The organism is Citrobacter sp. CF971, from assembly GCF_006385635.1.
In the GTDB taxonomy this organism is placed as follows: Bacteria; Pseudomonadota; Gammaproteobacteria; order Enterobacterales; family Enterobacteriaceae; genus Citrobacter; species Citrobacter freundii.
In genome coordinates this window covers 1,070,411-1,085,138 of record NZ_CP041051.1, presented here as the reverse complement: position 1 = coordinate 1,085,138, position 14,728 = coordinate 1,070,411, and the positions used below count along the sequence as shown (strand labels likewise).

Below are 14,728 nucleotides of genomic sequence, written 5' to 3'. Positions count from 1 at the left end.
GGTTAAAACAGCAACAATGTGAGCTTTGTTGTAATTATTTTGTAAACACATTGCTAAAAGAATTTACATCCACTACAACCATATCATCACAAGTGGTCAGACCTCCTACAAGCAAGGGAGCTTTTCGTTATGATGATTTTGAGTATTATCGCTACGGTTGTTCTGCTCAGCGTTCTGTTTTATCACCGCGTGAGCTTATTCCTCAGCAGCTTAATTTTGCTCGCCTGGACGGCCGCGCTTGGCGTGGCTGGCCTGTGGTCAGTCTGGCTGCTGGTTCCTCTGGCCATTATTCTCGTACCGTTTAACTTTACGCCGATGCGCAAATCTATGATCTCTGCACCGGTGTTCCGCGGTTTCCGTAAAGTCATGCCGCCGATGTCGCGTACTGAGAAAGAAGCGATTGATGCCGGTACGACCTGGTGGGAAGGTGACCTGTTCCAGGGCAAGCCTGACTGGAAAAAACTGCATAACTATCCTCAGCCGCATCTGACTGCTGAAGAGCAAGCGTTTATTGATGGTCCAGTGGAAGAAGCGTGCCGCATGGCGAACGACTTCCAGATCACTCACGAGCTCGCGGATCTGCCGCCGGAACTGTGGGCATATCTGAAAGAACACCGCTTCTTCGCGATGATCATTAAGAAAGAGTACGGCGGGCTGGAATTCTCAGCATATGCTCAGGCTCGCGTTCTACAGAAACTCTCCGGCGTTTCCGGGATCCTGGCAATCACCGTTGGCGTGCCTAACTCATTAGGCCCAGGCGAACTGCTGCAACATTACGGCACCGAAGAGCAGAAAAATCATTACCTGCCGCGTCTGGCTCGCGGTCAGGAGATCCCATGCTTTGCTCTGACCAGCCCGGAAGCCGGCTCCGACGCAGGCGCGATCCCTGATACCGGCGTAGTTTGTATGGGCGACTGGCAGGGCCAGCAGGTGCTGGGTATGCGCCTGACCTGGAACAAACGCTATATCACGCTGGCGCCTATCGCTACCGTGCTGGGTCTGGCATTTAAACTCTCCGACCCGGAAAAACTGCTGGGTGGCGAAGAAGATCTTGGCATTACCTGTGCGCTGATCCCAACCTCAACGCCAGGTGTACAAATTGGGCGTCGTCACTTCCCGCTGAACGTGCCGTTCCAGAACGGTCCGACACTGGGCAAAGATGTGTTTGTACCAATTGATTACATCATCGGTGGTCCGAAAATGGCCGGTCAGGGCTGGCGCATGCTGGTGGAATGCCTGTCTGTGGGACGTGGTATTACCCTGCCATCTAACTCGACGGGCGGCGTGAAATCGGTCGCGATGGCCACCGGCGCGTATGCGCACATTCGTCGCCAGTTCAAAATCTCTATCGGCAAGATGGAAGGTATTGAAGAGCCGTTGGCACGTATTGCCGGTAACGCCTACGTGATGGACGCTGCGGCATCACTGATTACCTACGGCATTATGCTGGGTGAAAAACCGGCGGTGTTGTCGGCCATCGTGAAATATCACTGTACCCACCGCGGGCAGCAGTCAATCATCGATGCGATGGATATCACTGGCGGTAAAGGCATTATGCTTGGCGAAAGCAACTTCCTCGCCCGTGCTTATCAAGGTGCGCCAATCGCTATTACCGTTGAAGGTGCCAACATTCTGACCCGTAGCATGATGATCTTCGGTCAGGGTGCGATTCGCTGCCATCCGTATGTTCTGGAAGAGATGGCTGCGGCACAGAGTAACGATGTGAATGCGTTCGACAAGCTGCTGTTCAAACACATCGGTCACGTCGGCAGTAACAAAGTGCGTAGCTTCTGGCTTGGCCTGACGCGTGGTTTAACCAGCAGCACGCCAACCGGCGATGCGACCAAACGTTACTACCAGCACCTGAACCGTCTGAGTGCCAACCTGGCCCTGCTTTCAGATATATCTATGGCTGTACTGGGCGGTAGTCTGAAGCGTCGTGAACGTATCTCCGCACGTCTGGGCGATGTGTTAAGTCAGCTGTATCTGGCCTCCGCGGTGCTGAAGCGTTATGACGACGAAGGCCGTCATGAAGCGGACCTGCCGTTGGTTCACTGGGGCGTTCAGGATGCGTTGTACAAAGCGGAACAGGCGATGGACGATCTGCTGAAGAACTTCCCGAACCGTCTGGTCGCGGGCTTGCTGAATGTGGTTATCTTCCCTACCGGTCGCCACTACCATGCACCGTCTGACAAATTGGATCATAAAGTCGCGAAGATTTTGCAGGTTCCGAGCGCTACTCGTTCTCGTATTGGTCGCGGTCAATATCTGACGCCAAGCGAGCATAACCCGGTTGGTTTGCTGGAAGAGGCGCTGCTGGACGTGATTGCAGCCGACCCAATCCACCAGCGGATCTGTAAAGAGTTGGGTAAAAACCTGCCATTTACCCGTCTCGACGAACTGGCGCACAATGCGCTGGCGAAAGGGCTGATTGATAAAGATGAAGCCGCGATTCTGGTGAAAGCCGAAGCGAGCCGCCTGCGCAGTATCAACGTGGATGACTTTGAACCCGAGGAGCTGGCGACTCAGCCGGTAAAGCTGCCAGAGAAAGTGCGTAAAGTCGAAGCCGCATAACGACACTCGCACGACGTTTAGCCCCGCTTAATGCGGGGCTTTTTATTGCCACATTTTCATTAATGCTCATGCTACAGTGTCAAAATGTTGTTCAACGAGGAGCCTCGATCGTGCCTGGTTTGAAAATTACTCTGCTGCAACAACCATTGATCTGGATGGATGGCCCGGCCAACCTGCGCCATTTTGACCGACAACTGGAAACCGTCGCCGGACGTGATGTCATTGTATTGCCTGAGATGTTTACCAGCGGATTTGCCATGGAAGCGGCAAATAAATCGTTGCCGCAAGAAGAAGTTGTAAGCTGGATGCGTAGCAAAGCGCAGCAGACAAATGCCCTGATAGCAGGTAGCGCGGCGATACAGTCTGAACGGGGGCCGGTGAATCGTTTTTTGCTGGTTGAACCCGAAGGTAATGTGCATTTCTACGACAAGCGCCATCTGTTCCGCATGGCGGATGAGCACCAGCATTACCAGGCGGGTGACGCGCGCGTTATTGTTGTATGGCGCGGCTGGCGCATTCTGCCGTTGGTCTGTTATGACCTGCGTTTTCCGGTATGGTCGCGCAATCGCAACGATTACGACCTTGCGTTGTATGTTGCCAATTGGCCTGCGCCGCGTTCGCTACACTGGCAGGTTTTGCTCGCCGCACGAGCGATTGAGAACCAGGCTTATGTAGCAGGATGTAACCGCGTGGGCACTGACGGTAACGGGCATCATTATCGCGGTGACAGCCGGGTGATTAATCCGCAGGGTGAGATTATCGCCACCGCCGAGCCGCATCAGGCCACACGCATTGACGCAGAACTGTCTCTCTCAGCGCTGCGTGAATATCGCGAGAAATTTCCCGCCTGGCAGGACGCCGACCCCTTCACGCTATAACTATCGCCTTAACTCCCGCTGCACAACGTTTTTCCGTGGCGGGATTGTTTCACTCCGTAACCAACCGCAAAACAAATTCGCGTGGCGACATGCGGTGGGCATCGTATCCTGCAAAAGATAATCACTCGTAACCAGCGAGTGACTGACAATGTTAATAATTCCCTTATCAGGATCTCGACATGAAGAACTTCTTACGCATGACTTTGCTGGCAGTTACCGTGGCTGGCGCTTCTTTTAGCACGCTTGCAGCAACCACATCTAATGTTCCGGCTCCAGCCCAGGATCCGATAGTACAACATCTTAAGTTGAGCACTGACCAGGTTGCGCAGATTAAAAAACTGCACCAGCAGCTTGAAACCAACGTAAGCCAGATTTCGGTGAAGGATGTTAAAGACGGCGCGTTGATTGACGTCATCAAGTCCGGGAAGTGGGATGAAGCAGCCGTCAAAAAACAGCTTTCGGCATTCAGCAACATCGAACAGCAGGCGCGTTATTATCGCGTGAAATACTATTTTGACCTGAACAAAGTGCTGACTCCAGAACAGCGCCAGCAGGTGCAAAAAGACATCGCACAGACGCTAAGCGAGTAATTGCCTACACACTGCTGAAGGAAGGACGAACAACACTATACATAGGAAAATATTATATATCCCACCCATGAATTCACCACATGAATTATTAGTGTGTTGTATGTGTGGCTGGCATCTTAAATTTGTCATGCTAATCCCAAAACAGGACATGCATCTCATTTATTTAAGATAATCCTGTGTAGGGTATACACATCAGTGAGTAATCTTGTAACTGTTAAATCAGGCAAGACAACGTTTGAAGTGATTATTACTTCTTACTTGTCTTGCCTTTTTTTTTGGAGCCATGAAATGATCATCGAAAAAGTCATGAACAATAATTGTGTGCTGGCATCGATGAATGGTCAGGAAGTCATCATTTCTGGCCCTGGCGTAGGTTACAACAGAAAAAATGGCATGTCTGTTCCACCACATCCTGCTAATCGATTTTTTTATGTCAGAAATGAAGAAAAAGGAAAATTATACAAACTGATAGAGAGAGTAGATATTGATTATATTTTTGTATCTGAAAACATAGTCCGTTATGCGGAGATAAATCTTGACAAAAAGTTGAACCCATCGCTTTTACTCATTCTTGCCGATCACATTTCGAATGCAGTCTCTCGATGCGCTGCTGGCATCCAAATCAATAATATATTCCTTGATGAGATAAAAGCATTATACAAGTCAGAGTATGCTATTAGTCGGGATGCTTTATCCATCGTCAATGAGCATTTTAACATCCGACTTCCGGATGATGAGATTGGTTTCATCGCTCTACATATTTTGAATAACTATGAAAACACCTCCAACTATGAATCTCTCAGGACTATAGAGTTCTCACAAAAAATCACAGATATTATTGAAAAAGTTTACGAGAAAAGAGTAGATCGTAACGCATTCAACTACTCACGTTTCATGACCCATTTAAAATATTTCTCCTGTCGGGTGCTATGCAACGAAAAGATAAAGAATAAAGACATCGGTGATATCTATGAACATTTTCTGGAGAAAGATTTAATCTTGCAACATTCTATTATAAAAATAGAAGAGTATTTAAAATCAGAGTTTAACTATGAACTGGCGATGGAAGAAAAGTTGTATCTTTCAATTCGCATTAAGGTATTGATGGACTGATTGTATTTCACCTTATCACGAGACAGTTAATATGAAACAGAAAAAAGCCTGGAGTTTTTTTCAGAGCCTGGGTAAGGCATTTATGTATCCAATCGCTCTGCTAAGCGTATGCGGCATGATGTTAGGCCTGGGAAGTGGATTAGCCAGCGAGGAAATGGCTAAATTAATTCCTGTATTAGGGTACCCTGTTGTTAAATCATTTTTAGATTTTATTGTTAGCCTGGGTTTATTCGCTTTTGTTAATTTACCGGTATTATTTGCAATCGCCATCCCACTGGGTCTGTTGAAAGAAAAAGAAGATAAAGCATATGGCGCATTTTCCGGCCTGGGCGGGTTTATGGCAATGCATTTGGGAACAAATTTTTATCTTAAAAGTCACGGTCTGCTCGTCCCCACAGATCAGATGTCCACACATGGACAAACTATTATTCTGGGAATTCAGTCATACAATACCAGCGTATTGGGGGGAATCGTTGCAGGGTTGATGGTATTCGCCATGTACAAACGGATCGTCAATCTGCGTATCCCAGAGTCGTTGGGATTCTATAGTGGCCCACGCCTTGTTCCTATCATTACGTTAGTTGTCATGAGTGTTTTCGGCATCATAATCCCTTTTGTCTGGCCTCCTTTCTTTAACATGTTTATGTTAATCGGCCATTGGATATCCACCTCTGGTCCGGTAGGTTATTTCTTCTATGCCGTTGCAGAGCGCGTAACGATTCCCTTCGGACTAAATCATTTAGTCACATCTGTATTCAGATTTACGCCGATTGGCGGATCAGCAATCATCAACGGCGAGGAGTACTACGGCACTCTCAATATGTTTATGGCCTATGTCAAAGAAAACGCCGTCATTCCCTTAGACCTTGCCGGAAAAATGGAACAAGGTAAGCTAATGATCCAGTATGGTTTAGCAGGTGCGGCTCTTGCTATGTATCAGACTGCTCATGTACAAAATCGCAAGGCTATTAAAGCATTATTAATCTCTGCGGTACTGACTGTGATTATTGGCGGTGTTAGCGAACCGATTGAATTTTTATTCCTGTTTGTCAGCCCTGTCTTATTTGTATTCCATGCTTTTATGAATGGCTTCGCAAATATGTTTTTACCGTATCTCGGCGTGAAAATGGGATTCACCGGAGATTTGATTCAGTTTATAAGCTTTGGCGTATTACGGGGTGCAAGAACTGGATGGCAAGTGGCTGTTTGTGTAGAAATCGCCTATTTTTTCATTTATTACATGGTATTTAAATGGGCCATTCTAAAATACAACTTAATGACTGTTGGCAGAGAAGACAGTGACATGGTTCCAGCTGCAACAACAGCTGATGTGATAACACCGACTGTCCAACCAGTGGCAAATAGAAATACAGACGCCAGCACCGCTGAGAATATGATTGCGGCTCTCGGAGGAAAAGAAAACATTACCTCTCTGGATAACTGTGTTACACGTTTACGGCTAACAATCAAAGATATAGAAGCAATTGATGAAGCTGCCATTAAAAAGCAGGGAGGGATCGCAATTGTCAAACTCGATAAAAATACCTTACAGGTCATTATTGGTACAAAAGTCATCGCCTTGCGTAAAGATATGGATAAATGTATGGGGTTATGTTGATGGATATTTTTAACACGCCTATTTCGCGAAAAGGAACTTACTGCACGCAGTGGGACTTCTGCGAAGACAGATTTGGTGTACACGATATTATTCCTTTTTCCATATCTGATATGGATCTACCCATACCACAAGCAATTACCAAAGCGCTACAGAAAAGACTGGAACATCCTGTCCTCGGGTATAGTCGCTGGCAACATAGCGAATATCTCAACGCGATATGCCATTGGTATGGTGATGTAGCCCCCTGAAACACCGGACAGTAGCTGTATCTCCAGATAAGAGATAGGCTTGAATATATGTCTAACACTAACGCCAATTTTGAGATGACCGGGATCCTGTTAGGGCAAGAAGTCCGTAAACGTAAAACTCCTCAGGAGAAGATCGCCATTATCCAGCAGACGATGGAGCCGGGTATGAATGTCTCCCATGTCGCCCGCCTGCATGGTATCCAGCCCAGCCTGCTGTTTAAGTGGAAGAAGCAATATCAGGAAGGCAGCCTCACCGCCGTTGCGGCTGGAGAGGAAGTCGTTCCTGCTTCTGAGCTTACTGCTGCTCTGAAGCAGGTCCGGGAGCTTCAGCGCCTTCTGGGCAAGAAAACGATGGAAGTTGAGATCCTGAAAGAAGCCGTGGAGTACGGTCAGTCGCGAAAATGGATAGCGCACGCGCCCTTGTTGCCAAAGGACGGGGAATAGCCATGGTCAGCCGGACCATGGGCGTGTCGCGTGCGCAACTGTCACTGCGGATTAACCGTTCTGCCGACTGGCAGGACAGGCGCTGTAACCGGCGTAATGAAGAAGCAGACGCAGAAATACTGTCGGCTATCCTCAACATTATCAGCGATATGCCGAGTTATGGTTATCGACGCGTGTGGGGCATCCTGCGCAAGCAACGTCGCACAGAGGGACAGCCACCTGTGAATGCCAAACGGCTTTACAGGATAATGAGCGAGCATAACCTGTTGTTGTTGCATCACAAACCAGAGCGACCGAAGCGTGAACATAAGGGCAAGATAGCGGTGGCAGAAAGCGATATGCGCTGGTGTTCAGATGGCTTCGAGTTCGGCTGCGACAACGGCGAAAAACTGCGGGTAACGTTCGCGCTGGACTGCTGCGACCGTGAGGCCATAGACTGGGCAGCAAGCACGGGAGGCTATGACAGTTCGACCGTGCAGGATGTGATGCTGAGGTCGGTGGAAAAGCGCTTCGGCGACAGGTTGCCCGACACAGCGGTGCAGTGGCTGACGGATAACGGTTCAGCGTATACCGCGTATGAAACGCGGAGGTTCGCGAGAGAGCTGAATCTGGAGCCCTGCACAACAGCGGTGAGCAGCCCGCAGAGTAATGGCATGGCCGAACGGTTCGTGAAAACGATGAAAGAAGACTATATCGCGTTCATGCCAAAACCGGATGTGAGAACAGCACTGCGAAACCTTGCAGTAGCGTTCACGCATTACAATGAAAACCACCCGCACAGCGCGCTGGGATATCACTCCCCGAGGGAATACCGGCGGCAGCGGACATCGTTAACTTAAGATACAAAAGCTGTTCGGAGATGGAGGGTCAAGATCACACCTTCAGTCAAACATTGATTTTGCTGTTCATTATGTTCAAGAAAATCTTTCACCTCTGAAACTCAGAGAATCTGAAGGTTGCTATTTTGCATGGATAGACTGTTCACACATCAGTTGTTCATTCGAAAAATTCTACGCCATGTTAATTCATGAAGGAAAAGTGGGGATCATGGCAGGCAACGTATATGGACCAGGTGGGGAAAACTATTTACGGTTAAATCTGGCTTGCAGCAGGAAAAAACTATACCAGGGCTTATCTCGGGTGGCTTACGTTATTGATAAAATTAATCAGGAAAACAGACATGAATAATACTGAGGTCATCTCACTCATTAAAGGATTTATGCGAAATGAGCAAAAAGCAGTTGAGGAAATTATTAATGCACCGCTTTCAGAAACCGCAAATCTTGTAAAAATACTGCAATCCTGTAGCGGGAAAGTTGTCTTTATCGGCGTAGGAAAATCAGGAATTATTGCAAAAAAATTGGCAGCGACATTTTCCAGCACCGGTACCCCCTCTTTTTTTATTCATGGAACAGAGGCTGTTCATGGCGATCTGGGCATGGTTACCAGTGAAGATGTTGTTATTTTGATATCCAATAGTGGTGAGACAGCAGAACTGTTAGCTACGCTACCAAGTCTGAAAAAAATGAAAAATTTTCTGGTCTCATTTACCCGAAGCCACAATTCGTCGCTGGCTATCTGCTGTGATTTATCGATTGAAATACCCGTAAAAAGTGAAGCCGACACCTTAGGTCTTGCTCCATCCTGCTCTTCTACGGCTGTTCTTGTCGTGGGAGATGCGGTAGCCCTCACGCTGTCAGAACTCAAGCAGTTTACCCGAACCGATTTTGGTTTATTTCATCCAGGAGGTGCTCTCGGCGTTAAAGTAAATTCATAACTTGTGTCATTTTTATTGTAACCGGTCTACGCCATCACAACCTGATGGCGTTCTCAGGTACGAGGTAACAGATATGAAAAATGTATTAATCACCGTTTCCAGTTTTTCGGCTCGTTGTGTAACCGGTTGCAAATTATTGCGCGATAACCAATATAATCTCATTTTCAAGAACAGTGTGAATCATCTTATCGCATCAGAATCAGATGCGTTGAGGGCATCTATTGATGCTGTCATTGCCGGAACGGATTGCTATGACGCCAGTGTGTTTTCTCTTCTACCAAAACTGAAAATCATCTCAAGATTTGGTACCGGCGTTGATAATATAGATACTGACGCGGCAAAAAAATCAGGCATTGTGGTTAATAATGCACGAGGCATCAATGCCAACGCTGTCGCCGAATTTATCATTGGCCTTATCTTTTCTGGTCTGAGAAATATTCCCGGTAATCATATGGACATGCAAAACGGCTATTGGGGATACTCGCTGGGAAATGAATTAAATGGTAAACGGGTAGGATTATTAGGTTTTGGGAATATTGCCAAAACGTTGGTTAAGAGGTTGTCCGGCTTCGAGATTGAAATTCTCGCGTACGACAAAAACCCGGATCATGAGATAGCTGAAAAAATGGCTGTTAAGTTTGTGTCGGTTGACGACATCTTCATGCAGTCCAACGTCATTGTCGTGCTTCTCCCTTATACATCATCCTTAGAGAATTTTATCAGTCACAAATACCTTTCTATGATGAGAAATGGTGCCCTGCTCATCAATGCGGCTCGTGGGAAATTAATCGATGAACGCGCTTTGTTGCAGGTGATTGATGAAAGGAATGTGTTTTCCGCCCTCGACGTATTTCAGCATGAACCTTTGCCACAATTCAGCCCTCTGCTACATTCCAGAAATATTATCACGACCCCACACATCGCCGCTGCGACGGTTGAATCTTACCACCAGACAGGTATCCATACCGCGCGGTCAGTTATTGATTTTTTTGATGGTAAAACGATAGATAATATTTTGCAGTGATTAAAACGACGAAAGCCTGAATCATTTCTGATTCAGGCTTTCTGAATAGTGGCGGAATGGACGGGACTCGAACCCGCGACCCCCTGCGTGACAGGCAGGTATTCTAACCAACTGAACTACCACTCCGCGTTGTGTTCCGCTTGGGAACGAAGCGAATATTACGGATTGCCTCGCACCTCGTCAACGCTTTTTCTCACGTTTTTTAATCGTTTGCTGCAAAAATCACCCGAATGGCCATTTTCATACGGTAAATGTACAAACTATGCCCGCCAGAGGCAACTTCCGCCTTTCTTCTGCACCAGGTCAAGGCGTGACTCATGGGCCGCTAACTCTTCATCAGTGGCGAAAACAACACGTAGTTTGCTGGACTGGCGCACAATACGCTGGATCCCTGTGTCATTCCTCTGCTGGCTGTCGCCTTCCATTGAGAACGCCATCGTGGTCTGCCCGCCGGTCATCATCAGATAAACGTCGGCCAGAATCTGGGCATCAAGCAATGCGCCGTGCAGGGTTCGTTTACTGTTGTCTATCTCATAGCGCGAGCACAACGCATCAAGACTGTTTCGCTTGCCAGGAAACATTTTCCTCGCCAGCGCCAGGCTATCGGTTATTTTGCAGAATTCGTTCGTCTTCGGAATATCCCGCTTGAGCTTCGCGAATTCGTAATCCATAAAACCGATATCGAACGATGCGTTATGGATGACCAGCTCCGCGCCACGAATGTAGTCGAGAAATTCGTCGGCTACATCAGCAAACGTGGGTTTATCAAGCAGGAATTCGTCTGCGATTCCGTGTACGCCGAACGCTTCCGGGTCCACCAGCCGATCCGGCTTCAGGTAAACATGGAAGTTATTGCCGGTCAGGCGGCGGTTCACCACTTCAACCGCACCGATCTCAATGATCTTGTGGCCTTCATAGTGGGCGCCAATCTGGTTCATACCGGTGGTTTCGGTATCGAGGACGATCTGTCGTGTAATTCCAGTGCTCATAACGGTCATTTATGTCAGACTTATCGTTTGATTTCGATTTGCTAAAACAGGAAGTCTACCAGAGATGCTTAAACAGGTAGAAATTTTCACCGATGGTTCTTGCCTGGGAAATCCCGGACCGGGTGGTTATGGGGCGATTTTACGCTATCGCGGGCGCGAAAAAACCTTTAGCGAAGGCTACAACCTTACAACTAATAATCGCATGGAGCTGATGGCAGCAATCGTTGCGCTGGAAGCCCTGAAAGAACAGTGTGAAGTGATACTCAGCACGGACAGCCAGTATGTGCGCCAGGGCATTACGCAGTGGATCCACAACTGGAAGAAGCGTGGCTGGAAAACAGCAGATAAAAAACCAGTGAAGAACGTCGATCTGTGGAAGCGTCTCGATGCCGCTTTAGGCCCTCATCAAATCAAATGGGAATGGGTTAAAGGCCATGCGGGCCATCCGGAAAACGAACGCTGCGATGAGCTTGCGCGCACCGCGGCCATGAGCCCGACTCAGGATGATATTGGGTATCAGACTGAGGCTTAAGCGTCCGGTTTACGGTATTGCCGGGTCGCGCCAACGGCATGACGGATAGGCGTTTTGCTTTTATTTTGTTTCATCGGGTTGAGTGTAAGCGGAATGGTTCGCTTGCGCGCAACCACCAGCTGTAAACAGCCCAGCGCGGGGATATGGGTGCTTAACATTTTCCCGCCCTTCTTATTCCAGGGCAGAACATGAAAACGACTATAGTGCAGCACTTCAAAATTCAGTAATGATAGCCAGTCCAATTGACGCATGAGGGTAAACATCCGACTGTTATAGGGCGATGTCTTACGCAATACGGGCACCAGTTTACGCAACCCCATCAGGCTTACCGGGTTAAAGCCGCTCAAAATCAACCAACCGTCATCAATCAACACGCGATCGGCTTCACGCAGTAGGCGATGCGGATCGGAACACCACGGTAACGTATGGGCCAATAAACAGACATCCACGGACTTATCGGCAAAGGGAAGATGCAAAGGATCGGCCGTCACCTGCATGGGAGAACCCTGCAAAGAAACATTTACCTGATGAGAAACCGCGCACGCTTCGGAATCGATTTCTGCGCTTAAATTACCAACCTTAAGCAGATGAAAACCGTACATTTTTGCGAACCACGGGTTAAGCTGATACTCCAGCGCCTCACGATAGTGTTCGCCCCAGGGCAGATCATCCCAGCTTACGGGCGCTACGACAGTATGAGGGATCCTTGCCGGTTTCATCACAACCTTCCGTTACGCATTGAGAGGCAATATATGAATCTTAACAGTATTCCTGCATTTCAGGACAATTACATCTGGGTCTTGTCAAATAATGACCAGCATTGTCTGATTGTGGACCCGGGTGAAGCGGCTCCTGTTCTGAAAGCCATTGCAGAGCATAACTGGGTGCCTGAAGCCATTCTGCTAACCCATCATCATCAGGATCACGTGGGCGGAGTGAAAGAACTTCTGCAGCATTTCCCACAAATAGTGGTATACGGACCGGCTGAAACGCAAGATAAGGGAACGACACACATAGTCGAAGATGGCGATATTGCACTCGTTTTGGGGCATGAATTTAGGGTAATTGCTACTCCGGGTCACACTTTAGGACATATCTGTTACTTTAGCCATCCTTACTTATTTTGTGGTGACACACTCTTTTCTGGCGGTTGCGGTCGACTTTTTGAAGGCACCGCAACCCAAATGTATCAATCACTTAAAAAAATCAACGCCCTTCCTGACGATACATTAATTTGTTGCGCACATGAGTACACATTAGCAAACATGAAGTTTGCCTTAAGCATTCTCCCGCACGATTCGTTCATAAATGAATATTATCGTAAAGTTAATGAGTTACGCGTAAAAAAACAAATGACACTACCCGTAATTCTGAAAAATGAGCGGCGAAATAATCTTTTTTTAAGAACAAAAGATATTGATTTAATTAATGAAATTAACAAAGAAACAATATTGCAACAACCTGAGGAGCGTTTTGCCTGGTTAAGGTCAAAGAAAGATACGTTCTGACAATTCCGGGTTGCCTTTTGAAAACTTCGCCGTTATGATCGGTCGTCTTTTAAGCAACTATTGACACACACATGAAGGCAAAAGCGATATTACTCGCCTCTGTCCTGCTTGTTGGGTGCCAGAATACTGGTAACGTCCAACAACACGCACAGAGCCTTTCTGCAGCTGGTCAAGGGGAAGCAGGAAAGTTTACAAGTCAGGCGCGATGGATGGACGACGGAACATCTATCGCTGCTGATCAAGATTTGTGGGCTTTCATTGGTGACGAGCTAAAGATGGGAATTCCGGAAAACAGCCGGATTCGCGAACAGAAACAGAAGTATTTACGCAATAAGAGCTATCTCCACGATGTAACTTTACGGGCAGAGCCGTATATGTACTGGATAGCCGGGCAAGTTAAGAAACGTAACATGCCTATGGAACTGGTACTACTACCCATAGTGGAGAGCGCTTTTGATCCTCACGCAACGTCTGGCGCCAATGCCGCAGGTATTTGGCAGATCATTCCGAGCACGGGGCGCAATTATGGTTTAAAACAGACCCGCAGTTATGATGCACGTCGCGACGTTGTGGCTTCCACCACCGCCGCGCTGGACATGATGCAGCGTCTGAACAAGATGTTTGATGGCGACTGGCTGCTGACCGTTGCTGCTTATAATAGCGGTGAAGGTCGTGTCATGAAGGCAATCAAAACGAACAAAGCTCGTGGTAAACCCACTGACTTCTGGTCGTTGCCATTGCCTCAGGAAACGAAGCTATACGTGCCCAAAATGCTGGCATTGAGCGATATACTCAAAAACAGCAAACGCTATGGCGTACGTCTGCCAACAACAGACGAAAGCCGCGCGTTGGCACGTGTTCGCCTGAGTAGCCCGGTTGAGATGGCTCAGGTTGCCGATATGGCGGGTATTTCCGTCAGCAAGCTGAAGACCTTCAATGCAGGCGTGAAAGGTTCCACGTTGGGTGCCAGCGGCCCGCAATATGTGATGGTGCCAAAGAAGCATGCAGAGAAGCTGCGTGAGTCTCTGGCTTCAGGCGAAATTGCAGCCGTGCAGTCAACGCTGGTCGCGGATAACACGCCGCTGAACAGCCGTAGCTACAAAGTTCGCTCTGGCGATACGCTTTCTGGCGTCGCTTCACGTCTTGGCGTGAGCATCAATGACCTTAAGCAGTGGAATAATCTGCGCGGGTCGTCGCTGAAAGTAGGCCAGAATCTGACGGTGGGCGCTGGTAGCAGCGCACAGCGACTGGCGAACAACAGCGATAGCATCACCTATCGTGTGCGTAAAGGCGACTCGCTCTCGAGTATTGCCAAACGCCACGGGGTTAACATCAAGGATGTGATGCGCTGGAACAGCGATACGAATAATCTACAGCCAGGCGATCAGCTAACGTTGTTTGTGAAAAACAACGACATGCCGGACTCCTGATAG

The 14,728-nt window shown here is 48.0% G+C and carries 12 protein-coding genes, 1 tRNA gene and 3 pseudogenes; 13 read left to right on the top strand and 3 right to left on the bottom strand.

The window, feature by feature from the left end; translation table 11 throughout:
- The first annotated feature begins 129 nt into the window (after window positions 1-129).
- The 10 genes and pseudogenes from fadE (at window position 130) to E6P06_RS08570 (ending at window position 10,266) form a co-directional block, all read left to right on the top strand.
- Window positions 130-2,574 (top strand): acyl-CoA dehydrogenase FadE, encoded by a 2,445-nt coding sequence (gene fadE / locus E6P06_RS08615; protein ID WP_048216814.1) that lies wholly within the window; start codon window positions 130-132, stop codon window positions 2,572-2,574.
- Window positions 2,575-2,684: 110 nt separating this feature from the next.
- On the top strand, window positions 2,685-3,452 hold the full coding sequence (locus E6P06_RS08610) for an amidohydrolase (RefSeq protein ID WP_049001908.1): 768 nt from the start codon (window positions 2,685-2,687) through the stop codon (window positions 3,450-3,452).
- A gap of 179 nt (window positions 3,453-3,631) precedes the next feature.
- Window positions 3,632-4,042: a Spy/CpxP family protein refolding chaperone gene (locus E6P06_RS08605; protein ID WP_016149590.1), complete on the top strand. Its 411-nt coding sequence runs from the start codon at window positions 3,632-3,634 to the stop codon at window positions 4,040-4,042.
- Window positions 4,043-4,330: 288 nt separating this feature from the next.
- Window positions 4,331-5,155 (top strand): PRD domain-containing protein, encoded by an 825-nt coding sequence (locus E6P06_RS08600; RefSeq protein WP_016149589.1) that lies wholly within the window; start codon window positions 4,331-4,333, stop codon window positions 5,153-5,155.
- 31 nt (window positions 5,156-5,186) lie between these two features.
- Window positions 5,187-6,773 carry a PTS transporter subunit EIIC gene (locus E6P06_RS08595; protein ID WP_139935123.1) on the top strand — a complete coding sequence of 529 codons (1,587 nt, stop codon included), beginning with the start codon at window positions 5,187-5,189 and terminating at the stop codon, window positions 6,771-6,773.
- Window positions 6,773-7,003 (top strand): annotated as a pseudogene (locus E6P06_RS08590) (beta-cystathionase); the annotation flags it as partial. The gene E6P06_RS08595 and the pseudogene E6P06_RS08590, both read left to right, overlap by 1 nt.
- Before the next feature lie 93 nt (window positions 7,004-7,096).
- Window positions 7,097-8,304, top strand: a protein-coding gene (locus E6P06_RS08585) for an IS3 family transposase (RefSeq protein WP_089617520.1) whose coding sequence is annotated in 2 segments (ribosomal slippage) — window positions 7,097-7,418 and window positions 7,418-8,304 — 1,209 coding nt in all. Because the reading frame shifts where the segments join, the coding sequence is not laid out codon by codon here.
- A gap of 31 nt (window positions 8,305-8,335) precedes the next feature.
- A pseudogene (locus tag E6P06_RS28225) lies at window positions 8,336-8,653 on the top strand (beta-cystathionase); the annotation flags it as partial.
- Window positions 8,646-9,242, top strand: a complete 597-nt coding sequence (locus tag E6P06_RS08575; RefSeq protein ID WP_139935122.1) for an SIS domain-containing protein — start codon at window positions 8,646-8,648, stop codon at window positions 9,240-9,242. The pseudogene E6P06_RS28225 and the gene E6P06_RS08575, both read left to right, overlap by 8 nt.
- A 73-nt stretch (window positions 9,243-9,315) precedes the next feature.
- Window positions 9,316-10,266 (top strand): phosphoglycerate dehydrogenase, encoded by a 951-nt coding sequence (locus tag E6P06_RS08570; RefSeq protein ID WP_139935121.1) that lies wholly within the window; start codon window positions 9,316-9,318, stop codon window positions 10,264-10,266.
- Window positions 10,267-10,315: 49 nt separating this feature from the next.
- Here the strand turns inward: E6P06_RS08570 and E6P06_RS08565 are convergent.
- Together E6P06_RS08565 and dnaQ are read right to left on the bottom strand one after the other, a co-directional pair.
- Window positions 10,316-10,392 (bottom strand) — tRNA-Asp (locus tag E6P06_RS08565).
- A 134-nt stretch (window positions 10,393-10,526) separates the two neighbouring features.
- Window positions 10,527-11,255, bottom strand: coding sequence for a DNA polymerase III subunit epsilon (gene dnaQ, locus E6P06_RS08560; protein ID WP_003031410.1), 729 nt, complete (start codon window positions 11,253-11,255; stop codon window positions 10,527-10,529).
- Between dnaQ and rnhA the strand changes: the two are divergent.
- Window positions 11,209-11,787 (top strand): annotated as a pseudogene (rnhA, locus tag E6P06_RS08555) (ribonuclease HI). The gene dnaQ and the pseudogene rnhA sit on opposite strands and share 47 nt — an antisense overlap.
- Here the strand turns inward: rnhA and E6P06_RS08550 are convergent.
- Complete coding sequence (locus E6P06_RS08550) at window positions 11,784-12,506, bottom strand: class I SAM-dependent methyltransferase (protein WP_049016139.1); 723 nt, start codon at window positions 12,504-12,506, stop codon at window positions 11,784-11,786. The pseudogene rnhA and the gene E6P06_RS08550 overlap by 4 nt on opposite strands.
- 33 nt (window positions 12,507-12,539) lie before the next feature.
- Between E6P06_RS08550 and gloB the strand changes: the two genes are divergently transcribed.
- Both gloB and mltD read left to right on the top strand, forming a co-directional pair.
- Window positions 12,540-13,295, top strand: coding sequence for a hydroxyacylglutathione hydrolase (gene gloB / locus E6P06_RS08545; RefSeq protein ID WP_139935120.1), 756 nt, complete (start codon window positions 12,540-12,542; stop codon window positions 13,293-13,295).
- A 71-nt stretch (window positions 13,296-13,366) separates the two neighbouring features.
- Window positions 13,367-14,725, top strand: a complete 1,359-nt coding sequence (mltD, locus tag E6P06_RS08540) for a murein transglycosylase D (protein WP_003031421.1) — start codon at window positions 13,367-13,369, stop codon at window positions 14,723-14,725.
- The last annotated feature ends 3 nt before the right edge of the window (window positions 14,726-14,728 follow it).

Bases quoted from the DNA above. Each gene is read 5' to 3' on its own strand.
- E6P06_RS08600 (WP_016149589.1), top strand. From the start codon at position 4,331: ATGATCATCGAAAAAGTCATGAACAATAATTGTGTGCTGGCATCGATG.
- E6P06_RS08605 (WP_016149590.1), top strand. From the start codon at position 3,632: ATGAAGAACTTCTTACGCATGACTTTGCTGGCAGTTACCGTGGCTGGC.
- E6P06_RS08595 (WP_139935123.1), top strand. From the start codon at position 5,187: ATGAAACAGAAAAAAGCCTGGAGTTTTTTTCAGAGCCTGGGTAAGGCA.
- E6P06_RS08570 (WP_139935121.1), top strand. From the start codon at position 9,316: ATGAAAAATGTATTAATCACCGTTTCCAGTTTTTCGGCTCGTTGTGTA.
- mltD (WP_003031421.1), top strand. From the start codon at position 13,367: ATGAAGGCAAAAGCGATATTACTCGCCTCTGTCCTGCTTGTTGGGTGC.
- gloB (WP_139935120.1), top strand. From the start codon at position 12,540: ATGAATCTTAACAGTATTCCTGCATTTCAGGACAATTACATCTGGGTC.
- fadE (WP_048216814.1), top strand. From the start codon at position 130: ATGATGATTTTGAGTATTATCGCTACGGTTGTTCTGCTCAGCGTTCTG.
- E6P06_RS08550 (WP_049016139.1), bottom strand. From the start codon at position 12,506: ATGAAACCGGCAAGGATCCCTCATACTGTCGTAGCGCCCGTAAGCTGG.
- dnaQ (WP_003031410.1), bottom strand. From the start codon at position 11,255: ATGAGCACTGGAATTACACGACAGATCGTCCTCGATACCGAAACCACC.
- E6P06_RS08575 (WP_139935122.1), top strand. From the start codon at position 8,646: ATGAATAATACTGAGGTCATCTCACTCATTAAAGGATTTATGCGAAAT.